19 protein-coding genes are annotated in these 19313 nt (G+C 45.1%); 5 read left to right on the plus strand and 14 right to left on the minus strand.

Features of this window, described 5'->3' with window-relative positions; genetic code table 11:
• Positions 1–575: 575 nt before the first annotated feature.
• The 6 genes from A6E01_RS14555 to napF form a co-directional block, all read right to left on the minus strand.
• Positions 576–716, minus strand: a complete 141-nt coding sequence (locus tag A6E01_RS14555; RefSeq protein WP_017028721.1) for a TIGR02808 family protein — start codon at positions 714–716, stop codon at positions 576–578.
• Positions 717–725: 9 nt separating this feature from the next.
• Positions 726–1298, minus strand: a complete 573-nt coding sequence (locus A6E01_RS14560) for a NapC/NirT family cytochrome c (protein ID WP_065210540.1) — start codon at positions 1296–1298, stop codon at positions 726–728.
• A gap of 32 nt (positions 1299–1330) precedes the next feature.
• Positions 1331–1885, minus strand: coding sequence for a nitrate reductase cytochrome c-type subunit (locus tag A6E01_RS14565; RefSeq protein ID WP_017028723.1), 555 nt, complete (start codon positions 1883–1885; stop codon positions 1331–1333).
• Between the two features lie 68 nt (positions 1886–1953).
• Positions 1954–4443 carry a periplasmic nitrate reductase subunit alpha gene (napA, locus tag A6E01_RS14570; RefSeq protein ID WP_017028724.1) on the minus strand — a complete coding sequence of 830 codons (2490 nt, stop codon included), beginning with the start codon at positions 4441–4443 and terminating at the stop codon, positions 1954–1956.
• On the minus strand, positions 4440–4769 hold the full coding sequence (locus tag A6E01_RS14575; RefSeq protein WP_065210541.1) for a chaperone NapD: 330 nt from the start codon (positions 4767–4769) through the stop codon (positions 4440–4442). The genes napA and A6E01_RS14575 overlap by 4 nt, the downstream gene beginning before the upstream one ends.
• A complete protein-coding gene (napF, locus tag A6E01_RS20980; protein WP_082961383.1) occupies positions 4756–5274 on the minus strand; it encodes a ferredoxin-type protein NapF in 519 nt (172 codons plus the stop codon). Before napF ends, A6E01_RS14575 begins: the two co-directional genes overlap by 14 nt.
• 177 nt (positions 5275–5451) lie before the next feature.
• Between napF and narQ the strand changes: the two genes are divergently transcribed.
• Positions 5452–7170, plus strand: a complete 1719-nt coding sequence (narQ, locus tag A6E01_RS14580) for a nitrate/nitrite two-component system sensor histidine kinase NarQ (RefSeq protein WP_065210542.1) — start codon at positions 5452–5454, stop codon at positions 7168–7170.
• A 13-nt stretch (positions 7171–7183) separates the two neighbouring features.
• Complete coding sequence (locus tag A6E01_RS14585; protein WP_017032008.1) at positions 7184–7789, plus strand: response regulator; 606 nt, start codon at positions 7184–7186, stop codon at positions 7787–7789.
• Between the two features lie 48 nt (positions 7790–7837).
• On the opposite strand, the gene A6E01_RS14590 is transcribed toward A6E01_RS14585, so the two are convergent.
• The 4 genes from A6E01_RS14590 to moeA form a co-directional block, all read right to left on the minus strand.
• Positions 7838–8044 carry a dodecin gene (locus A6E01_RS14590; RefSeq protein WP_017028728.1) on the minus strand — a complete coding sequence of 69 codons (207 nt, stop codon included), beginning with the start codon at positions 8042–8044 and terminating at the stop codon, positions 7838–7840.
• Between the two features lie 339 nt (positions 8045–8383).
• Positions 8384–9340: a transaldolase gene (tal, locus tag A6E01_RS14595; RefSeq protein WP_065210543.1), complete on the minus strand. Its 957-nt coding sequence runs from the start codon at positions 9338–9340 to the stop codon at positions 8384–8386.
• A gap of 135 nt (positions 9341–9475) precedes the next feature.
• Positions 9476–10228: a molybdopterin-synthase adenylyltransferase MoeB gene (moeB, locus tag A6E01_RS14600; protein WP_065210544.1), complete on the minus strand. Its 753-nt coding sequence runs from the start codon at positions 10226–10228 to the stop codon at positions 9476–9478.
• Between the two features lie 8 nt (positions 10229–10236).
• A complete protein-coding gene (gene moeA / locus A6E01_RS14605) occupies positions 10237–11475 on the minus strand; it encodes a molybdopterin molybdotransferase MoeA (RefSeq protein WP_065210545.1) in 1239 nt (412 codons plus the stop codon).
• 171 nt (positions 11476–11646) lie between these two features.
• Between moeA and folE the strand changes: the two genes are divergently transcribed.
• Positions 11647–12300, plus strand: a complete 654-nt coding sequence (gene folE / locus A6E01_RS14610) for a GTP cyclohydrolase I FolE (RefSeq protein WP_017032013.1) — start codon at positions 11647–11649, stop codon at positions 12298–12300.
• Positions 12301–12316: 16 nt separating this feature from the next.
• Here folE and A6E01_RS14615 read toward each other — a convergent pair whose 3' ends face one another.
• Complete coding sequence (locus A6E01_RS14615; RefSeq protein WP_065210546.1) at positions 12317–13288, minus strand: TDT family transporter; 972 nt, start codon at positions 13286–13288, stop codon at positions 12317–12319.
• 949 nt (positions 13289–14237) lie between these two features.
• On the opposite strand from A6E01_RS14615, the gene A6E01_RS14620 reads away from it, so the two are divergent.
• Together A6E01_RS14620 and A6E01_RS14625 are read left to right on the plus strand one after the other, a co-directional pair.
• Positions 14238–15218: a CobW family GTP-binding protein gene (locus A6E01_RS14620; protein WP_065210547.1), complete on the plus strand. Its 981-nt coding sequence runs from the start codon at positions 14238–14240 to the stop codon at positions 15216–15218.
• A 234-nt stretch (positions 15219–15452) separates the two neighbouring features.
• Positions 15453–16472 carry an AbrB family transcriptional regulator gene (locus A6E01_RS14625; RefSeq protein WP_167714327.1) on the plus strand — a complete coding sequence of 340 codons (1020 nt, stop codon included), beginning with the start codon at positions 15453–15455 and terminating at the stop codon, positions 16470–16472.
• 8 nt (positions 16473–16480) lie between these two features.
• Here the strand turns inward: A6E01_RS14625 and A6E01_RS21465 are convergent, their stop codons facing one another.
• From A6E01_RS21465 to A6E01_RS14635, 3 genes are all read right to left on the minus strand, one after another.
• Entirely contained in the window at positions 16481–16642 is a 162-nt protein-coding gene (locus tag A6E01_RS21465) for a hypothetical protein (RefSeq protein WP_017027966.1), read from the minus strand.
• 124 nt (positions 16643–16766) lie between these two features.
• Positions 16767–17711 (minus strand): ribosome biogenesis GTPase YlqF, encoded by a 945-nt coding sequence (ylqF, locus tag A6E01_RS14630; RefSeq protein WP_017027965.1) that lies wholly within the window; start codon positions 17709–17711, stop codon positions 16767–16769.
• 300 nt (positions 17712–18011) lie between these two features.
• Positions 18012–19133 (minus strand): ISAs1 family transposase, encoded by a 1122-nt coding sequence (locus A6E01_RS14635; protein WP_017243425.1) that lies wholly within the window; start codon positions 19131–19133, stop codon positions 18012–18014.
• Between the last annotated feature and the right edge of the window lie 180 nt (positions 19134–19313).

Below are 19313 nucleotides of genomic sequence, written 5' to 3' on the forward strand. Positions count from 1 at the left end.
GACGTGGCGTATTTCGTGTGTAGACTGTTAACGGTATTCCGTCATTGCCGAGGTCTCTTATCGGCAATCTTTAGGTTTGTGCGCACCAAGATTCCCGCTAACAACATGCGGGAATGACGTGGCGTATTTTGTGTGTAGATCGTCACCGGTATTTCGTCATTGCCGAAGTCTTTTATCGGCAATCTTTCTGTTTGTGTGTTCTAAAATTCCCACTCACGGCATGTGAGAATGACGTGGCGTATTTCGTGTGTAGACTGTTAACGGTATTCCGTCATTGCCGAGGTCTCTTATCGGCAATCTTTATGTTTGTGCGCTCTAAGATTCCCGCTAACAACATGCGGGAATGACGGGGCGTATTTTGTGTGTAGATCGTCACCGGTATTTCGTCATTGCCGAGGTCTCTTATCGGCAATCTTCATGTTTGTGCGTTCTAAGATTCCCGCTAACGGCATGCGGGAATGACGATATTCTTTCCCAGAACCCAGAACCCAGAACCCAGAACCCAAAACCCACGCATAAAAAAAGCTCGATGCATTCAACATCGAGCTTAATCAGTAACCGAATACAACCTCGGTTTAGCTTGTTTCTTCTTTATCGGCTGTGATTGAAAGTAGCCAGATACAGATAGCGGCAACTGCTGCAAAACCACCTATGATAATCACTGGCATAGCGCTATAACCCAATACGTGCCAGATGATGGATTCTAATTGACTCATAACTCTCCCTTACCAACCTTCAATGCCGTGCATATCTGGCAATTTGTGTGCAATACCTTTGTGACAATCTACACAGGTTTTGTCACCTGAAGCGAGTGCAGTTGAGTGTTGTTTAACACTGCGGTCACCCTGCTCAGAGAAGTCCATATAATCAAACTCGTGACAGTTACGACACTCTAGGGAGTCGTTAGCTTTTAGACGAGCCCACTCACGTTCTGCCAAGTGGCCACGACGAGCTTTGAATTTCTCTTCTGTATCGATAGTACCAATGATGTGCGCAAACACCTCTTTGGATGCCTGAACTTTACGAATTATCTTATCAGTCCACTCATGTGGTACGTGACAGTCTGAACAGATTGCTCGTACACCGGAGCGGTTTGAGTAGTGGATAGTCTCTTGTATCTCTTGCACGATAGGCTCATGACATCCAGCACAAAACTCTTCGGTGTTGGTGTATTCCATCCCGGTATTGAATGCGCCCCAGAATAGAAGACCACCAGCAAACCCCATGAAAAGAACGATGCCTGCGGCAGCCTTACTTGGAGTTTTTAGTCTCTTCCAAAACGCTAGTAAAAATTTCATAAATAGCCTCTTATGTTAACGACTAGTAAAGGTTATTGAAGTGAATCAACAGGTTTAAATTCGTTCTCTACCAGTGGTTTTGCATTTGCTTGCGGTACGTGACATTGCAAGCAGAAGTAACGGCGTGGAGATACGTCGGCCAATACAGCATCTTCACGGTTTACATAGTGAGTAACACTCACCTTGGTAGCGCCCATTTCACTAGCATTTTTCCAGCTGTGACATGCAAGACACTTGTTTGCATTTAATGAAACTTCATACCCTCGAATGTTATGAGGGATCAATGGTGGCTGGTAAACATAGTCACTTGTAATGACTTGCTCACGAGGGTACTTTTTGAAGGAATCCGCAGCGCGAGTTGCTTCTAATTCGCTAACACCACGCAATGATTCAACACCACCAATACCGCCAGGATTGTGCAGTTCAGCTTGCTCAACGCCCGCGTTCTCTGCCTTCTCCATATCGGTTTGCTCTAGCATTGCATCATCCATATCCGGTTTTGCATTGCTAACACCTTCAACGTCCGCCTGAACAATACCTGCGGCAATAGCACTTATTGATAACAGAGCAATCAACAGCTTTTTCATTATTATTTCTCCGCCTAATGGCTAAATTTTGGGGGCTAGAGTACTAGCCCCGAATATTTGACAAAGGCCTAAGCCACTTTGGTGATCTTGACTGGACATTTCTTGTAGTCAGTCTGTTTAGATAGAGGATCGGTTGCATCTAAGATCAGCTTGTTGATCAGAATTCGTGCATCAAAGAATGGCACGAAAACTAAGCCTTTAGGCGGGCGGTTACGGCCGCGAGTTTCGACGCGAACACGAATTTCACCACGTTTGTTAGACACCAATACCTCATCACCACGACGTAGACCTTTCTCTTTAGCATCTGCAGGGTGGATGTAGCAGACCGCATCTGGAACAGCCTTATAAAGCTCTGGTACACGACGAGTCATAGTACCTGTGTGCCAGTGCTCTAGAACACGACCGGTACATAGCCACATGTCGAACTCTGCATCAGGCACCTCTGGTGGAGCCTCATAAGGTGCTGAGATAATCCATGCTTTACCATCGGGTTTGCCATAGAAGTCCCAATCAGAGCCTGCTTTAGCGTATGGATCCGACCCTTCTTTAAAGCGCCACAGTGTTTCTTTTCCATCCACTACAGGCCAGCGTAAGCCACGTACTTGGTGATAAACATCATAAGGTGCTAAATCGTGTCCGTGACCACGTCCAAAGGTAGCGTATTCTTCGAATAGGCCTTTTTGAACATAGAAGCCTTGTGCTTTTGCATCGTCGTTTAGCTCTTGCGCCTCAGATAGCGGATATTTGTCGATATGACCGTTTTTAAACAGCATGTCGTACATGGTTTTTCCGCGATATTCAGGTGCTTTAGCCAGCAAGTCTTCTGGCCAAACTTCTTCCATCTTGAAGCGTTTTGAGAACTCCATCAGCTGCCACAAGTCAGACTTCGCTTCGCCAACGGTTTCAACTTGTTGGTACCAAGCCTGAGTACGGCGTTCAGCATTACCATAAGCGCCTTCTTTCTCAATCCACATTGCGGTTGGTAGGATCAAGTCAGCAGCCTGCGCAGTTGCTGTTGGGTATGGGTCTGAACATACGATAAAGTTTTCAGGGTTACGATAACCCGGCAAACGTTCAGTGTTGATGTTTGGACCGGCTTGCAGGTTGTTATTACACATCACCCAGTAAGCGTTTAGTTTGCCATCATTAAGCATGCGGTCTTGCAATACCGCGTGGTAACCTGGTTTAGGTGGAATAGTTCCTTCAGGAAGCTTCCAGATATCTTCTGCAATGGCACGGTGTTTAGGGTTTGCAACCACCATATCTGCTGGCAGACGGTGTGCAAACGTACCTACTTCACGAGCGGTACCACACGCTGACGGCTGGCCCGTTAGTGAGAATGGAGAGTTACCTGGAGTTGAAATCTTACCTGTTAACAAGTGAATGTTGTAAATCAGGTTGTTCATCCAAACGCCACGAGTGTGCTGGTTAACACCCATAGTCCAAAGTGACATTACTTTAGTGTTTGGATCGGCATATTGCTCAGCCAGTTGAACAAGATGTTCTTCTGACACGCCTGAAATTTCACTCGCTTTAGCTGCCGTGTATGGCGCTACTGATTTAGCATACTCATCAAAGTTGATGCCAGTCATGTTGCCTGAGTTTGGATTTGCAGCCGCTTGTTGCAATGGGTCTTCATCACGCAAACCGTAACCGATATCGGTATCCGCTTGTTTAAAGTGAGTGTGCTTGTTAACAAAGTCTTGGTTTACTTTGTTGTTTTGAATAATGTAGTTGGCGATAAAGTTGGCAATCGCAAGGTCAGATTGAGGGTGGAAAATGTAGCCGTGATCTGCCAATTCAAAAGAACGATGATAGTAGGTCGACAGAACGTTCACTTTTACGTGAGGGTGGCTTAAACGGCGATCTGCAATACGCGTCCATAGAACCGGGTGCATCTCGGCCATGTTTGAACCCCAAAGTACGAACGCATCCGCATTTTCGAAGTCATCGTAACAACCCATTGGCTCATCGATGCCAAAGGCGCGCATGAAACCTACTACCGCAGAGGCCATACAGTGACGAGCGTTAGGGTCAATGTTGTTTGAACGGAAGCCTGCCTTCATCATTTTCGAAGCAGCGTAGCCTTCCATAACGGTCCACTGACCAGAACCAAACATACCAACGCTAGTCGGTCCGCTTTTCTTCAGTGCCTCTTTCCATTTGTCTGCCATGGTATCCATAGCAACGTCCCAAGATACGGGAGTAAATTCACCGTTTTTATCGTACTTGCCATCCGTCATACGCAGTAGAGGCTGAGTCAAGCGATCTTGGCCGTACATGATCTTAGATAGGAAGTAACCCTTAATGCAGTTTAAGCCCTTGTTTACCGGTGCCTCAGGATCACCCTGAGTTGCAACAACCTTACCGTTTTGAGTCCCGACTAGTACTGAACAGCCAGTACCACAAAAACGGCAAGGAGCTTTATCCCATTTGATTTTGGTTTGGTCTGAGCTTGCGATGAGATTGGCCGCAGAAGCGGGAAGTGAAATTCCGGCTACCGCTGCAGCTGATGCAGCAGCGTTTGCTTTCACAAACTCGCGTCGTGTCATTTTCATAATGTGTCCTCTTGCGGGGTCGTTGAACCGATGCTGGCATCGGTCGTAGCCGTTGCATGGATGTCGGTGTCAAGGGTGTCAATATCGGTTTCGATTTGGTGGTAAACCAAAGCCGTACTAATTACTTCTGGTAGGTCGTTAATTTCATCGATAGTGGTGGTGATATAGCCTTCGTTTTGAGTTTCCATGACCACAACAAACTTGCCTGAATCTTCGGCATATATTTCGGTGGCGGAAAAGCTATTCACCTTGCTTCGAACTGTCTCCATGGCTTCAGGAGAGCAGTAAACGACAAAACTTGAGATATGAACTTCACTGGCTGGCATTGCTATCCTCGTTGCAGTCAGTCATAGATATAGCTGACACGGGACAAGCACTAATACAGGCTCCACATCCAGTGCACAACTGAGAGTCTAGTTTGGGTTGGGGTACATGCCCAACGCCAAAAGAAAATTGTATTGCTATTGGTTCGCATTCGTCGCCGCAGGTGCGACATTCGACATTTTTGTAGGCAAGGCACGTATCGTTAATTTTAGCCGTTATTTCCCAAGCTGCCTCTTTTGTTGACCTGAAGATAGGTTCAGGGCAGCTTGTCACACAACCTTCGCAGAAGGTGCATTCGCCTTTTTCAAAGTCAACGGTGGGAAATCCACCGCTACCTTTAATAATAATATTTGTTTCACACGCTTCTATACACTTGCCACATTGGGTGCAGCCATCGACAAATTCAGAGTCAGTTTTAGCCCATGGCAGGCGTTGACCCGTTTCGTAAACCAGTTGAGATTTCGAAGCTCGTCGAGTGAATAATTTTCGTTTTGATAGATCGACCAATTTCGTCCCTGAGCAATTGAGCTTAAACTATGAATAGAGCGTTAACGTAAATACCCACTAATTTTAGGTGAATAAATTGTATTCGATATACCTCAAAAGGGTTAAACTTATGCTTAAATTGTTTTAGATCAAATAGTTAATGTTGGCAAGATCACGAAACTACGAATGGGATTTTAAGTGAAAAAACGAACAACACAGTCTGTGTCTTTTACCATTGGTGGTGCAGTGTCCTTGATGGTGATTCTGTCTGCGTTAACTATCATCGTAGCAGTGGCAACGGTCTATTCCAGTTTTGACGATGCGGAGGCTGTGAATGTCTCAGGCTCAATGAGGATGCAAAGCTATAGGCTTGCTTACGACATAGAGACAGACTCTCCAGAAACAATTGGGCATATCGAGCAGTTTGAAACATCATTGTTCTCACCCTCAATGCAAAACCTGATTCGCTGGAATGTGCCCACTGATATTCAAGAGGACTACCAGTCCATTGTCGATCGCTGGCATGTGATGAAGGATCTGTTGCTTTCTGGAAGGTATCCTGAATACCAGCAACACGTCCCAGTATTTGTATCTCGCATCGATAAGTTTGTATTTAAATTGCAGCTAAATACTGAGCAAAAGCTTCTCAATATGGTGGTGTTCAGTGGGTTTGGTTTGACCTGCATTATCCTTATCTCTTTAGTCATCATGCGCTTTGTTAGGCTCAAGGTGTTGCAGCCATTGCAATCTTTGGTTAATGCCAGCAAAGAAGTAGAGTCGCAGAATTTCAATGTGGTGTTGAATGAATCGGTCAATAATGAACTGGGCACGGTGGCTTCTACGTTTAATGGTATGACTCAAAACCTAAAGAATCACTATCAAAGGTTGGAAGCAACAGTAGAAAATAAGACAGAGGAACTGCGCCATGCAAACCGCTCGCTGAAGGTGTTGTATAAAAGCACCCAGCAACTTTCTGCATCACGACTGGCACCGGCACATTTTCAACAGATCATCAGCAATATGTCGACGGTAGAGAACGTCGATGCCGTCAAACTGATTATCGATGATAGCGCGGGTCAATCTACCGAGTTAATCGCGGGTGAAGTTGTTGGAGACGAATGGCAAGAGACACCTTTGATTCTTGATGAGGTGAGATTGGGGAGCCTATGTTTACAAACGACACCACAATTTGCTGAGCAAGAGCTCATCGACAATATGTCTTATATTCTGGCTAGGGGTATCTACTACAATCAGGCACAAAAGAAGTTTGAGCAGCTGCTTATCTATGCTGAGCGAAGTGCGATAGCACGAGAACTGCATGACTCTCTGGCCCAATCCTTGTCGTTTTTGAAGATCCAAATGAGCCTGTTGAAACGCTCGATGAAAAAAGAAGGCTCAATAGCCGAGATGCCGAAGTCTTCCGCTATCGTTCAAGAAATCGATGATGGCTTGCGAGAGGCATACACCCAATTGAGGGAATTACTCGGTACCTTTAGGTTTAGTATTGATGAAGCGAATTTTGGTGATGCGCTCAATGTGTTGACCGATAAGCTACAAACCACAACGGATGCAGAGATACATGTAGAGAATAACCTCTCCTCCATCCAGCTTCAGGCTTCGCAGCAAGTGCATTTATTGCAGATCATTCGTGAAGCAACCAACAATGCCATCAAACATGCAGAGGCGAGCATATTGCATGTGCAATGTCTGCAAGAAGGGGATCAGATTACCGTCGCTATCATAGATAACGGACAAGGATTTGACACCGAGATTGAGAAAGCAGACCATTACGGTCTATCTATTCTTAATGAGCGAAGCCAGTATCTCAATGGCAAGCTAACCATTACCAGTGAGCCCAGTGTTGGGAGCACAGTACAAATAACCTTTACCTGTAAGGATGAATCTGACAGTGAGTAGTACCTATCGCATTATGATTGTGGATGACCATCCATTGATTCGTCGTGGCATCAAGCAGTTGCTGTCGTTTGAAGATGAGTTCGACATTGTGTGTGAGGCAACCAACGGTACCGAAGCATTGGCGTTGGCTCATCAACATGAACTAGATCTTATCTTGCTGGACTTAAACATGAAGGGGCTGTCAGGCCTAAATACCCTGCAAGCACTGAGATCTGAGGGCATTACAGCAAAGATCGTGATCCTCACAGTGTCGGATTCACCTGCAGACATTGATGCCATCGTCAAAGCGGGCGCAGACGGCTACCTATTGAAAGATAGCGAACCAGATGAATTGATTGAACACCTTCATTCAGCCCTAGATGGTGACAAGGTATACAGCGATATTGTGGCTCAACACATTCGTGACCGCGCTGAAAACCCAAGTTTGCTAGATAGCCTCACTGAACGTGAGTTAGAGATCCTATCTAAAGTGGCTCTAGGCCACCGCAACAAGCAGATAGCGGACGTGCTATTTATCTCTGAGTCCACCGTTAAGGTACACATGAAGAGCTTGCTGAAAAAGCTACAAGTGAAATCACGTACCGCCGCTACTATTTTGTATTTGGAGCATTACGGTTAATCTTGCTACAAGCATTAAAAAAGAGGCTCTGTGCCTCTTTTTTAATGTCTAATCCAACGTAAATCCAATCTTTACTGTCACCTGCCAATGGGCGACTTTTCCTTCCTCGATATGACCACGAACTTCCTGCATCTCGAACCAGCGCATGTTGTGAACGCTTTGACTGGCTTTTTCTACGGCGTTATTGATTGCGTCGTCAATACCGACGCTTGATGATCCAACGATTTCCATTTTTTTGTAGGTATGGTGTGGCATCTAGGTTCTCCTTGAAATAATAATTGGAACTTAGTAAACCTAGTTGTGCTCTGAGAGTGTGGCAAGGACTTATAGCTGAAAGCTGTCAGCCATAAGCTTTCAGTTGAAAATCAAAAGCTGGTGGCGTTTGAGCTTTTTTCCATTGCACGGTTGCAGCCAGATCTCCGATAGGAGCGCTCGGAGATGACAGGGTCAAATCTGGTTATTCCCGAAGTGTTTTCTGGGCCAGCCAAATCTCAATCTGACGACTGAAAGCTGTCAGCTATAAGCTTTCAGTTAATATAAAAAAGGCCCCTACAGAGTAGGAGCCTATCAATAGCGAATGAAGCGAGCTGTGTGTTACGCCGTTAGCTTCGCTGTCAGCATTTCTTCTAGCTTAACTTGGTCGACTGCGAACAAGCGGATGCCTTCAGCGAGTTTCTCTACTGCCATTGGGTCTTGGTTGTGACCCCAGAAGAATTCGGCTTCTGTTAGAGGAGTAGGGCGCTCTTTAGTTGCACCGTTATCAACAAGCTTCTCTTCAACAACACCTTCAGCATTCTCCAGGTCTTCAAGAAGAGCAGGGCTGATGGTTAGACGATCACAGCCAGCCAGCTCCAGGATTTCACCTGTATTACGGAAGCTTGCTCCCATTACCACTGTCTTGTAACCGTGGTCTTTAAAGTAGTCGTAGATTGCTGATACTGATTGAACGCCTGGGTCTTCGCTAGCAGCAAAATCACGGCCTTCTTTGGCTTTGTACCAATCCATGATGCGACCAACGAATGGCGAGATTAGGAATACGCCTGCTTCAGCACACGCCTGCGCCTGAGCAAATGAGAACAGTAGAGTCAGGTTACAGTTGATGCCTTCCTTCTCAAGTTGCTCTGCAGCACGAATGCCTTGCCACGTAGATGCTAATTTAATAAGAACGCGGTCTTTTGAAATACCCGCTTCTTCGTACATCTTGATTAAGCCACGAGCGCGCGCGATGCTGCCTTCGGTATCGTAAGATAGACGAGCATCAACCTCAGTTGAGATGCGACCTGGAACAATACCTAGGATTTCTTTACCAATGTTTACTGCAAGCAAGTCACCGGCATAATTTAGTTGTTGGTCTAGGTCATCAAACTTCTGCTTGGTTTGGGCAATGACGCTATCAATTAGCGAAGCGTAGTGCTCAAGTTGAGAGGCTTTCAGAATTAGTGAAGGGTTTGTTGTAGCGTCTTGAGGTTTATATTTAGCAATTGCTTCAATATCACCTGTGTCAGCGACCACTACAGTCATAGAGCGAAGTTGTTCTAGTTTATTGCTCATGTCTTGTTCATCCTATACAAGAAAAACAGGGTGGAGGGGAGTGCCACCCTTAAAGATAGGATTAATCTAAGGTATTGAAGCGAGTTTGTGAATCATTTTCATTGGAAGAATGTGATAAAAATCTTACGCAAACGTTTACTGATTTTTACAAACAGGACATGACGACTGTTTTGGCAGAGTAAACTCTTGCCATTTCATGCTCAGAGCATCGAACATCATTAATTTTCCGGGCTTGTGCGTGCCCAAATTTGACAGCAGACGGATAGCTTCCAAAGCCTGCATACTGCCGATAACGCCAACAACAGGCGCTAAGATCCCTGCCTCAACACAACTTAGTTCATTAGCACCAAACAGAGTGCTTAAACATTCGTAGCACGGCTCATCATTTTGATAGGTGAAGCTGATTACCTGTCCTTCAAGTCGAATTGCGGCGCCAGAAACCAAAGGCGTTTTGTGTTTGTGACACAGTCGATTTAATTGGTTTCTAGTGGTGAGGTTATCACTGGCATCAATGACCAACGAATGATTGGCAACGGCGGTACCAAGCTCATTGTCGTCTAAGCGACGCGCTATTGCGGTTATCTCACAATTTGAATTGAGCTGAGATAGGCTAGCTTTGGCGGAATCTACCTTTAGGGCCTTGATATCAGATTCTGTATGAAGGATCTGTCGCTGCAAATTGGAGAGCTCTACAACATCATCATCGACGATGGTTAGCTTGCCAACGCCACCAGAGACTAGATAAGGCGTTGCCGCACAACCTAGGCCTCCAGCACCAATAACAAGCACTGAGGCTTGTTTGAGGGCCTCTTGGCCCTCAAAATCAAAGGAGCGTAAGATGATCTGTCGATTGTAGCGAAGCATCTCTTTGTCGCTCAAGATTTCCATATCAGCCTCTAATATAGGGTGGAGTTAAACAATTGGATTTGAACGGTTTCTCCCGCTTCCACTCGGCCACGCTCGCGTTCAAGAATGACAAAGCAATTTGCTAGACTCATTGAGCGGAAGGCTCCAGAGCTTTGGTTCCCCGTTGTTTCCACTTCAAACTTGCCGTGCTCGTTTATGGCGTAGATACCACGTTGGTAATCTGTACGGCCAGGGCTTTTCTTGAATGACGATAGCGTTTTAGCCGGTAAGGTTGGCGCTTCTTTCCATTCACTCTCGCCACCAAGTTTAGCTAGCAATGGCTGAACTAAGATGTAAGCGGTCATAAAGGCGGAGACAGGGTTTCCTGGCAGGCCGCAGAATAGGGCATCATCCAATTTTCCGAATGCAAAAGGCTTCCCTGGTTTTATTGCCAGTTTCCAAAAACCAATTTCGCCTTTTTGTTCCAGGATATCTTTGGTGAAATCGGCTTCACCGACACTCACACCACCGGAAGTCACCACAACGTCCGCTTCTGTCTTTGCTTTTTCAAACGCTTGCGCGAGCAGTTCCATATCGTCAGGGATAACGCCTAGGTCAACAACATCACAGCCAAACTTCTCAAACAGAGGTATGGTTCCGTAGCGGTTGCTGTCGTATATCTCGCCTGCGCCAAGTGGCGTTCCTACCGGTTTTAGTTCATCACCGGTGGAAAAAGTGGCCACGATAGGCTTGCGGTACACCTCAAGGTGCGCGACGCCAAGTGAGGCTAGCATGGGTAGATCACGAGCAGTGAGTCGCTTCCCTTTGCTAAGCACAAGTTGCCCTACTTGGATATCGTCACCGAGTGGGCGGATATTCTGATTGGTTTTTACATTCGAAGGGTCAAACACGATCCCTTCGTCTGTTACAGTGACATTCTCTTGCATTACTACAGCGTCACACCCTTCAGGGATTTGCGCGCCAGTCATAATGCGAATACACGTCGTTTCTGGCCATTCTCCTTGTAAAGGAGCACCCGCAAAAGATTGCCCTGCTAATGGAAGCGTTGATTGAGTATTTAGGTCTGCAATTCTTACCGCATACCCATCCATGGCTGAATTATCAAAAGGGGGAACATGAATAGGGGATAATATTTCACTAGCGAGTACTCGGCCAATAGCCTTGTCGAGGGCCAGTGATTCAGTCTCTTGGACGGTATGAGTGTTTTCGAGAATTTTGGCCATTGCCTCTTCAATCGGCATTAAGCCCGGAGCGTCACAGCAACCCATCATAATTCCTTGTTTGTACAGCGATAAAAAACAAACTGTAACACGATGCCAAGAGTGAGACACTTAAGTGATTAAATTAGATGATGTAATTTTGATGAAATCCAAGTATTCTCTTTCGCCATCGCGAAAATGTTGGTCGTGCGATGCAAAGATGTACAGATGGAGAGTTAAATGTCAGGTTTAAGCGAATCAGCTCTGCTGGTAAAAGAAGCACTTGCTAATCGTGGTTTAGAAACCCCAATGGTAGCCAGTGACCTTACTGCGGAAGATAAAAAGCAGCAGATTGAGCATCATATGCGTGAGATCTTAGGCTTATTGCAATTGGATCTAACGGATGACTCTTTGCAAGACACGCCAAAACGTATCGCTAAGATGTATGTGGACGAGGTGTTCTCTGGCCTTGATTACGCGCGTTTCCCAAAGATCACGGTTATCGAAAACAAGATGGACGTGAGCGAAATGGTGCGTGTGAAAGACATTACTTTGACTAGTACTTGTGAGCATCACTTGGTGACTATCGATGGTCGTGCAGCGGTGGCGTATATCCCTCGTACCAAGATCATTGGCTTGTCGAAGATTAACCGCATTGTGCGCTTTTTTGCCCAGCGCCCTCAAGTACAAGAGCGCATGACTCAGCAGATCCTTATTGCACTGCAAACCTTGCTTGAGAGTGAAGATGTTGCGGTTACCATTGATGCTACGCATTACTGCGTTAAGTCACGCGGCGTAATGGACGCGACCAGTGAAACCACGACTACTGCACTAGGCGGTATCTTCAAATCTAACGCGGCCACTCGTCACGAGTTTCTTCACGGCCTGCGTTAATCTCCTAGCTTGCCATCTATTGCGGTTTAATCTTCTTGTGTTGAGGCTTAAACCGCTCTGGCCAATACATGGCCACATATCCTGCCGATACCCACAACACCAATAGCGTTGCTATTGTCAGCTCGAACATCCCAAATTTATGTAGCCAATACCAATCTTCGTGCGCCAATTCAAACCATGTGGTCAGCCTCGACATGGCAATTGCACTGATCACTGATGGGAAGGTAACGGCGGCAATGGAAGGCTGGAACTTCAGTCTCAATAGGTTGATATAGCAAAGGTAGATAAGCAAGGTCATGGTAATGGCGATGCCGGCTAAAGCCCCTGTTAGAATGGGGTCCGGATCTGGGAAGTTGACCAAATAAGCCGCAAGGGTAAGGTTGATCGGTGCGGCCATAATGGCAAGCGTTGGACGCGCTCGGCGAGGTAATTTTCCAAAGAACACCAATCGGTAGAGAACCAACGGAAGCATGAGGAAATAGATGCTAATACACAGCATGGCCATATTCTGCGAAAACACGTTATGCCCCAGCTCTGATCCCGCCAAGGTACTACTGATCACGCCCACCGGGTAAAGAAACCAACTCGGCACAATATTGACCATCTTAAAGTTGGCGAATTGGAATCCAAAAAATAGCACCATCATGGTGATATGTAGGCCCAGCGAAGCAAACCATAACACGGATGCGATATCAGGGATCTCAGTGGCGAGATAGTCACAAAGCACTAGCAGCGCCATGCTCATCGGCGCCATTAAACTGCCGCTGAGGGGGTGCTTAATGTCAGCGAAAAAAAGACGCGGATTAAGGGTGTACTTTAGCAGTACTGGAATCAGTATCAGAGTACCAATTAACGCTAAATACGGACGAATAACATTGCCAACATCTGGGATATACAATGCCCATGCCTGTCCTAAACCTATCAGTCCCAGTGCAAGCGCGGCTTGCGAAGGCGGAATGTGATGGAACCGATGAAATTTGCGTAACAAGTCTCTTATTCTCCGAGGGTAAAGTGGCTAATCTGGAATGTTGCATATTAAACCGCAACCGAGCGCTTATTGCCATGATCAAAAAAGTAATAAACAATTCATTATCTGGTAATACTTGCAGTTTTTAAAAAATGCGCCATAGTTAAATCGTGAGGTAAAAATCGAATCTGACAGGGAGGAAAGGGTTACCTCACTTTGATTAACATTAAGTGTAATACATTAAGTGTAATCGCTTCACAGCTGAAGAGCCGTAAATACTTTAACGCTCGTTAATAGTTCTCCGGTCAACAACCCGCGAGATTCGCAAACTCACGATTGAGTAACGAGACCATAAGGCGCATGCAAAGTGCGCCTTTGTGCTTTCTGGCGTTTGTGAAAATGGTAGTAAATAGCCCTTTTTAGGCATCATAGACCGTAAATCCCCACCTGAGTTACAATTTGTTTCATTTTCCTGTTTTTCCTAACGTGTCTAACTAACTGAAAATTATAGATAAATTTTTCTTCTAATTATGGAAACTTAGTTTACGTATTTCGAGAATAAGGCTGCTGTTTATTATTTGTACGACAAATGTATAATCCTCCATCTTTCAAGTTGTCGCATATCAAGCATTCGAGAGTATTTCTTGCTGAGTTTGGTGTGTTTTCCAATGAGGTGGTTGATGAAGGTTGTCGAATACGCATTGATGTCTGCGTTTGCTGTGGTCATTCTTTTTGCTCTTTTTAGTACTTTTATGGCGCACGCAGGTAGTATCTGGGATACGGTTTTAACCATTAAATAGGTATCTCGTATCTCAGTTCAGGGGTCCTAGTTAAGGACAATCATGCACCCCTTTGTTTCTCCTCTCTTGCTTATCTTATCCTTCTTTGTTGCATCCTTAGTTTTAACCTTTCTCCCTATTATTGAATCTTGTAGACTCTAAGCATAATTCATCTGCTCACAACGGCGTCTATGTCTCGCAAAACACCCACTAACATCATCACTGGATTCTTAGGTACAGGCAAAACCACTACCATTTTAGAGCTATTAAAGGCCAAACCCGCGAATGAAAATTGGGCAGTATTAGTCAATGAGTTCGGTGAGATCGGTATTGATGGGGCTATGATGTCTGACAGTGGCGCCCTGATTAAAGAGGTACCGGGAGGATGTATTTGTTGCACTGCAGGCGTACCCACGAGCGTTGCTATTACCGCTTTATTGCGTAGCAATCCAGACAGACTCATTATTGAGCCTACAGGTCTAGGCCATCCAAAGCAGATCATGGCTACGCTCTCCTCTTCTCAGTTCAGCCCTTATATCGAACTGCGTTCAACATTGACCCTCACCGATGCTAGATACTTTGATAATGACAAGTACACGACAAATGCCAATTTCAAGCAACAGTTGGAAGTGGCGGATATCATCATTGCTAATAAGAGTGAGCTAGCGGCGAAAGCGCAGGTTGCGACAATGCATGACTGGCTGCAATCTCAAGATATCCATTCTACTGTTATCAACACGACAAGAGGGGATATAGAACCGTCTCTATTGGATATGTTTGTGAAACCAAGTGATGATATGGACATAGAAGAACACCATCATCACCATGCAGCGCTAGAACCTCAGTTCCAATTGCCACCTAACCAAACCCATATTCGCAAAGAGAATAAAGGACAGGGCTATTTCTCCTGCGGTTGGCTGTTTGGCGCAGAGATGACCTTTGATTTTGATTCTTTGTTTTCGATGTTAAGCGATCTTACCGCTGACCGTGTTAAGGCAGTAATGAATACTGATAAAGGCTGCTATGCGTTCAATAAGACAGATGGCGTATTATCGGTAAATGACCTGTCTCTAGAGGGATTTGAGTCACGCATTGAGGTTATCGATACCGAACTAATGCCGTGGAATCAACTTGAAGATATTTTACTGAATCTGGCTGGTGGCAATAAATAACGTCTGTAGATAGGCGCAGTCGACTAGGAGAATTAGACATTACATTGAGCTGCAGTTATTAGATAGCTGTAGCCATTGCTCTTTGAGTACCTCCTATCAAGGCTGAATTTATGCTCTGCTTTTAGCATAACGAACGCTTCTTACATTTCGTGACCACATTCTTCAGATAAAACAGTTAGCTTGCTCTTGTTCTTTGTTACGATGTGACCTGCTCAATAACAAGGAATGTTAAGTTTGAAGCGCTCTCTCAACTCAATAACAACTTTACTGGTTGCCTTCGCTTTTTCAGCGTTGTTTGTCGCTCTATCTATTCCTCTTGGAGAGATGTTTGGCAGTATTGTTATCATCATTGTATTGAGTAAATTAGGGGTTCAAACAAAGGTTCCCAAACATACTCTGGTACTTGTCCAACTGGCACTAGGTTTGAGTGTTGGTGGACTTATTCCCCCTTCGTTCTTTGCAACCGGCTTTCCTCTCGTTATGTTTGCAGGGCTGGTAATTTGTATGGCACTTCAGGTGTCATGCGGTTACTGGTTGTTACAGCGTTTCTCGTGGAGTAAAGGGGATAGCTTACTTGCTTCTATACCGGGCGCTATGGCAGCCGTCATGGTATTAAACGAAGCTCAAAAGGCGCCTTCAGCTAAGGTTATCTTTGTACATACTTTCCGGCTTATCTTTCTTCTTTTGCTATCAGGATTACTCGTTTCACAGCAATCAAACACCCATTTGCTCGAACAACCTCTGGGCTTCAATGTTCTGACCTTTGCTTTGGCGTTTATGTTGGCTGGGGGAAGCGGAGTAGTATTGAATAAACTAGGAATCCCCGCTCCCTATATGGTTACAGGGATGTTAGTGGGTATTGGACTAAACGGCTTTGTGCCGGAGCTCAATCTTTCTATCTCGCCACTTATTATGATGGTAGCGATTTCTGCTCTTGGTGTGGTAATGGGGCTGAGGCTTTGTAATATATCGGCTCAAGAGTTTCGTCGATTCACGTTTGCGAGTTTATGCGTCACTGTTTTGAGCCTAAGTGTGACCTTTGTATGCGCGTTTGCTTTTTCTCTTTGGCTAGACAAGCCCTTTATTGTTCTTTCTCTTTCTTGGATGCCTGGGAGTATTGAAGCGATGACCGTCGCAGCTCTCTATTTGGGGCTTGAGCCTGCGCTTATTATGCTAAGTCATGTTATCCGTATGATGATATTGCATATAGTGCCTGTCGTGGTGCTGGCATTTAAGCCGAAACAGCATCAATAGCTATCAGGCTAGCCACTAATAAATTGATTGAATGCCCTCATGATACCTTGCGCCCAGTCTTGAACGTCGCGGATAGGATCACCAGTAAAGAACTTCCACATGTCTTCTCCAAAGAAAAGACAGGCAATAATGAATAGGCCAATCGCAGGGTAAAGTAGTCTGCGTAGCATATTTCTTCCTCCATGAAGAAAGGGTGCTTGCGACTAAATATAGAACAATTATTCTAGAAATGAAAAACCTCAGTTCAAAAAGTGAGCTGAGGTTTTTGTTTTTTGCAGTATTTTAGCGACAAGTTTAACGCTTATTTCGAAGATATCGCTTACGACGCTCTTCTTTCTTCTTAATCTTTGCTTCTTCTTTGCGGACGGCTTCTTTCTCTACTTCGATCAACTCTTCAGTGATCATTTCAGGAAGTTCGAGAGTGACCTGACCCAGTACACCTTGTCGAAGTTCGTGCAACAAGATTTCGGAAGCCTTGTGCAGATCGACGCGTCCACCTGAGCGTAGCGCGCCACGTTTGCGACCAATCGCTTCCATCAACTCAATTTCAGTATCAGGCAGTTCGTCTAGCTGGTAGCGCTCCATCAAACGTTCTGGATACTGCTGTGCCAAATACTCAACAGTGTAGAAAGCCACTTCGTCGTATTCCATTGCCGTATCTTTAATAGCGCCAGTAGCCGCAAGACGGAAACCACTATGAGGGTTTTCTACCTTAGGCCATAGGATTCCTGGAGTATCCGAAAGCACAACACCGTTTTGTAAGTTGATACGTTGCTGACGACGCGTTACGGCAGGCTGGTTACCCGTCTGAGCTATGGTACGTCCAGCCAAGGTATTGATGATGGTGGACTTACCTACGTTTGGAATACCCATGATCATGGTGCGAATGTTCTTACCCATCGCTTCACGATGAGGAGCCAACTTGCGACACAATTCCATGATCTTATGGATCTCTTGAGGGTTCTCGGTGGTCACAGCCATCGCTTTAACGCCCTCTTGAAGCTCAAAATGCTCAATCCACATTTGTGTTAGCTCAGGATCAGACAGATCTCTTTTGTTGAGCACCTTGATACAAGGCTTATCACCACGCAATTCAGAGATCATAGGGTTCTCTGACGAGTAGGGGATACGTGCATCTAGCACTTCGATAATGACATCAATCTGAGGCACGACCTCTTCGATCTCTTTACGAGCCTTGTGCATGTGACCCGGAAACCATTGGATTGTGTTGTTAACCATTTGAAAAATTTACCTTTATTTTCTTCTGTTTGCGTTTTAGGTATCAGTAGGGATACCTAAATTATTAATTATTGAAAAAGAACTTTTGTTCCTGAGTACGATAGTTTAGCAACAGAATGAGCAGATAAAGGGATTTTAACACTTTACAGCGAAAGGGCGAGTTTTCTGCTGGTAACCACTCACTTTAACATCATATGACTGCTTTCGAGGCCATCGGTACAAAGCTCTTTCTGTGTCAAATAAGTATATAAATGGCAAAAATTTCAAACCATAGAGAGACCAGGGTGACCGCATGAGTGCCTAGTTTTTCACCACTCGAGTGAAACCAGCACTTAATACTGCCTCTAACATCGATGTATTCATCATGCAGCGCTTTTGCTTACCAACAATGCTTAGCTTGGTTGGCTCTTCTCGGAGCATGTTCAAGCTCATATGACGTAGGCATGATAGGTTCTCTGCACCGTGATCTTTGTATATCAGGCATGCATCTTCATTCATGGTGACATCAAGTACCCAGTGCATTGACTCTATGCCCCAATGTTCTCTGACAGCCATAGCAGCTTGCTCTGCACTAAGCTCTTTGGAGCTGATGTAATAACGGTACTCTAGGCCGACAGATTTATCTTTCTCAAAGCGAAAGTTTTCAACCATCACAATGCTCTTCAAGCCTTTCCAGCGAGAGAAATTACCTTCAAGTTTTGTACTGTCAAAAACATAGCATTGACGAGACTCTATACGACCATGTCCTTGCTCAAGAGAGATGTTATCAGCCACATTGGCTCGCTGAGAAGAGAATGCCTTTTCTATTGCTTGTCGGAGCTTTCCTTGGTTGCTCTTTACGGCAAGCAGGTAGTCTCCACCTTGATCTACAATGGCTTTAGCAATCTTGGTTTGACAGGCCATAGCATCAATTGTTACTAGGGCCCCCTTGATATCGAGCATCTTTATCAGTTCAGGGATCGCTGTAATTTCATTGCTTTTTTGTTCGGTTTTTAGCTGTCCCAGTACGAGCTTGTTGGACGACGCATAAGCACTAATCATATGAATGGTGCTCTTCCTGTCTTCACGATTATATGAGCCGCGAAGTGTTTTGCCATCAATCGCAATCACTTGACCTTCGGTGAGAGTATGAATTGATGACATCCAGTTAATGAAGCACTCATGGAACTGTTCGGGTTCAATGGTAGAGATGATACGAGCTATTGTGTCATCAGCAGGAATACCATTCAAAAACAAGTCATTACGCTTAAACCAATCATGATGACCGAGAATGTATTCACGAATATCGAACCAACCTTTCGCGCCTGCAATCACCGCACATAGCGAGCCAAAAAGGACTTCAAACAGGCAATATGTGACCTTTGCACCTTGGCGTTGGTCGATAATCGTTTGAAAATGTTCTTTGAAGTGGTCAATGTGCATGATGCTCTCCCTAAAAAGGGAGTATATGATCACAGCTAAATGTGATCGTCAAATCGATTGTGATTTTGATTAAAAAACGTTCACGATCTCACCCTGACGTAGTGGTAAGGTCACGTAAATTAACTCTTATGCGAGCGATCAGTTAAACTCCACAATGTAAATACCCTGAACAGGACCAGT

Source organism: Vibrio breoganii (assembly GCF_001677275.1).
In the GTDB taxonomy this organism is placed as follows: domain Bacteria; phylum Pseudomonadota; class Gammaproteobacteria; order Enterobacterales; family Vibrionaceae; genus Vibrio; species Vibrio breoganii.

Coding starts and splice junctions, on each gene's coding strand:
- A6E01_RS14555 (WP_017028721.1), bottom strand. CDS start 716: ATGAGTCAATTAGAATCCATCATCTGGCACGTATTGGGTTATAGCGCT.
- A6E01_RS14585 (WP_017032008.1), top strand. CDS start 7,184: ATGATTGTGGATGACCATCCATTGATTCGTCGTGGCATCAAGCAGTTG.
- ylqF (WP_017027965.1), bottom strand. CDS start 17,711: ATGGTTAACAACACAATCCAATGGTTTCCGGGTCACATGCACAAGGCT.
- A6E01_RS14620 (WP_065210547.1), top strand. CDS start 14,238: ATGTCTCGCAAAACACCCACTAACATCATCACTGGATTCTTAGGTACA.
- moeA (WP_065210545.1), bottom strand. CDS start 11,475: ATGGGTTGCTGTGACGCTCCGGGCTTAATGCCGATTGAAGAGGCAATG.
- A6E01_RS21465 (WP_017027966.1), bottom strand. CDS start 16,642: ATGCTACGCAGACTACTTTACCCTGCGATTGGCCTATTCATTATTGCC.
- A6E01_RS14575 (WP_065210541.1), bottom strand. CDS start 4,769: ATGCCAGCCAGTGAAGTTCATATCTCAAGTTTTGTCGTTTACTGCTCT.
- folE (WP_017032013.1), top strand. CDS start 11,647: ATGTCAGGTTTAAGCGAATCAGCTCTGCTGGTAAAAGAAGCACTTGCT.
- A6E01_RS14560 (WP_065210540.1), bottom strand. CDS start 1,298: ATGAAATTTTTACTAGCGTTTTGGAAGAGACTAAAAACTCCAAGTAAG.
- A6E01_RS14590 (WP_017028728.1), bottom strand. CDS start 8,044: ATGCCACACCATACCTACAAAAAAATGGAAATCGTTGGATCATCAAGC.
- A6E01_RS14635 (WP_017243425.1), bottom strand. CDS start 19,133: ATGCACATTGACCACTTCAAAGAACATTTTCAAACGATTATCGACCAA.
- napA (WP_017028724.1), bottom strand. CDS start 4,443: ATGAAAATGACACGACGCGAGTTTGTGAAAGCAAACGCTGCTGCATCA.
- moeB (WP_065210544.1), bottom strand. CDS start 10,228: ATGGAAATCTTGAGCGACAAAGAGATGCTTCGCTACAATCGACAGATC.
- A6E01_RS14565 (WP_017028723.1), bottom strand. CDS start 1,885: ATGAAAAAGCTGTTGATTGCTCTGTTATCAATAAGTGCTATTGCCGCA.
- tal (WP_065210543.1), bottom strand. CDS start 9,340: ATGAGCAATAAACTAGAACAACTTCGCTCTATGACTGTAGTGGTCGCT.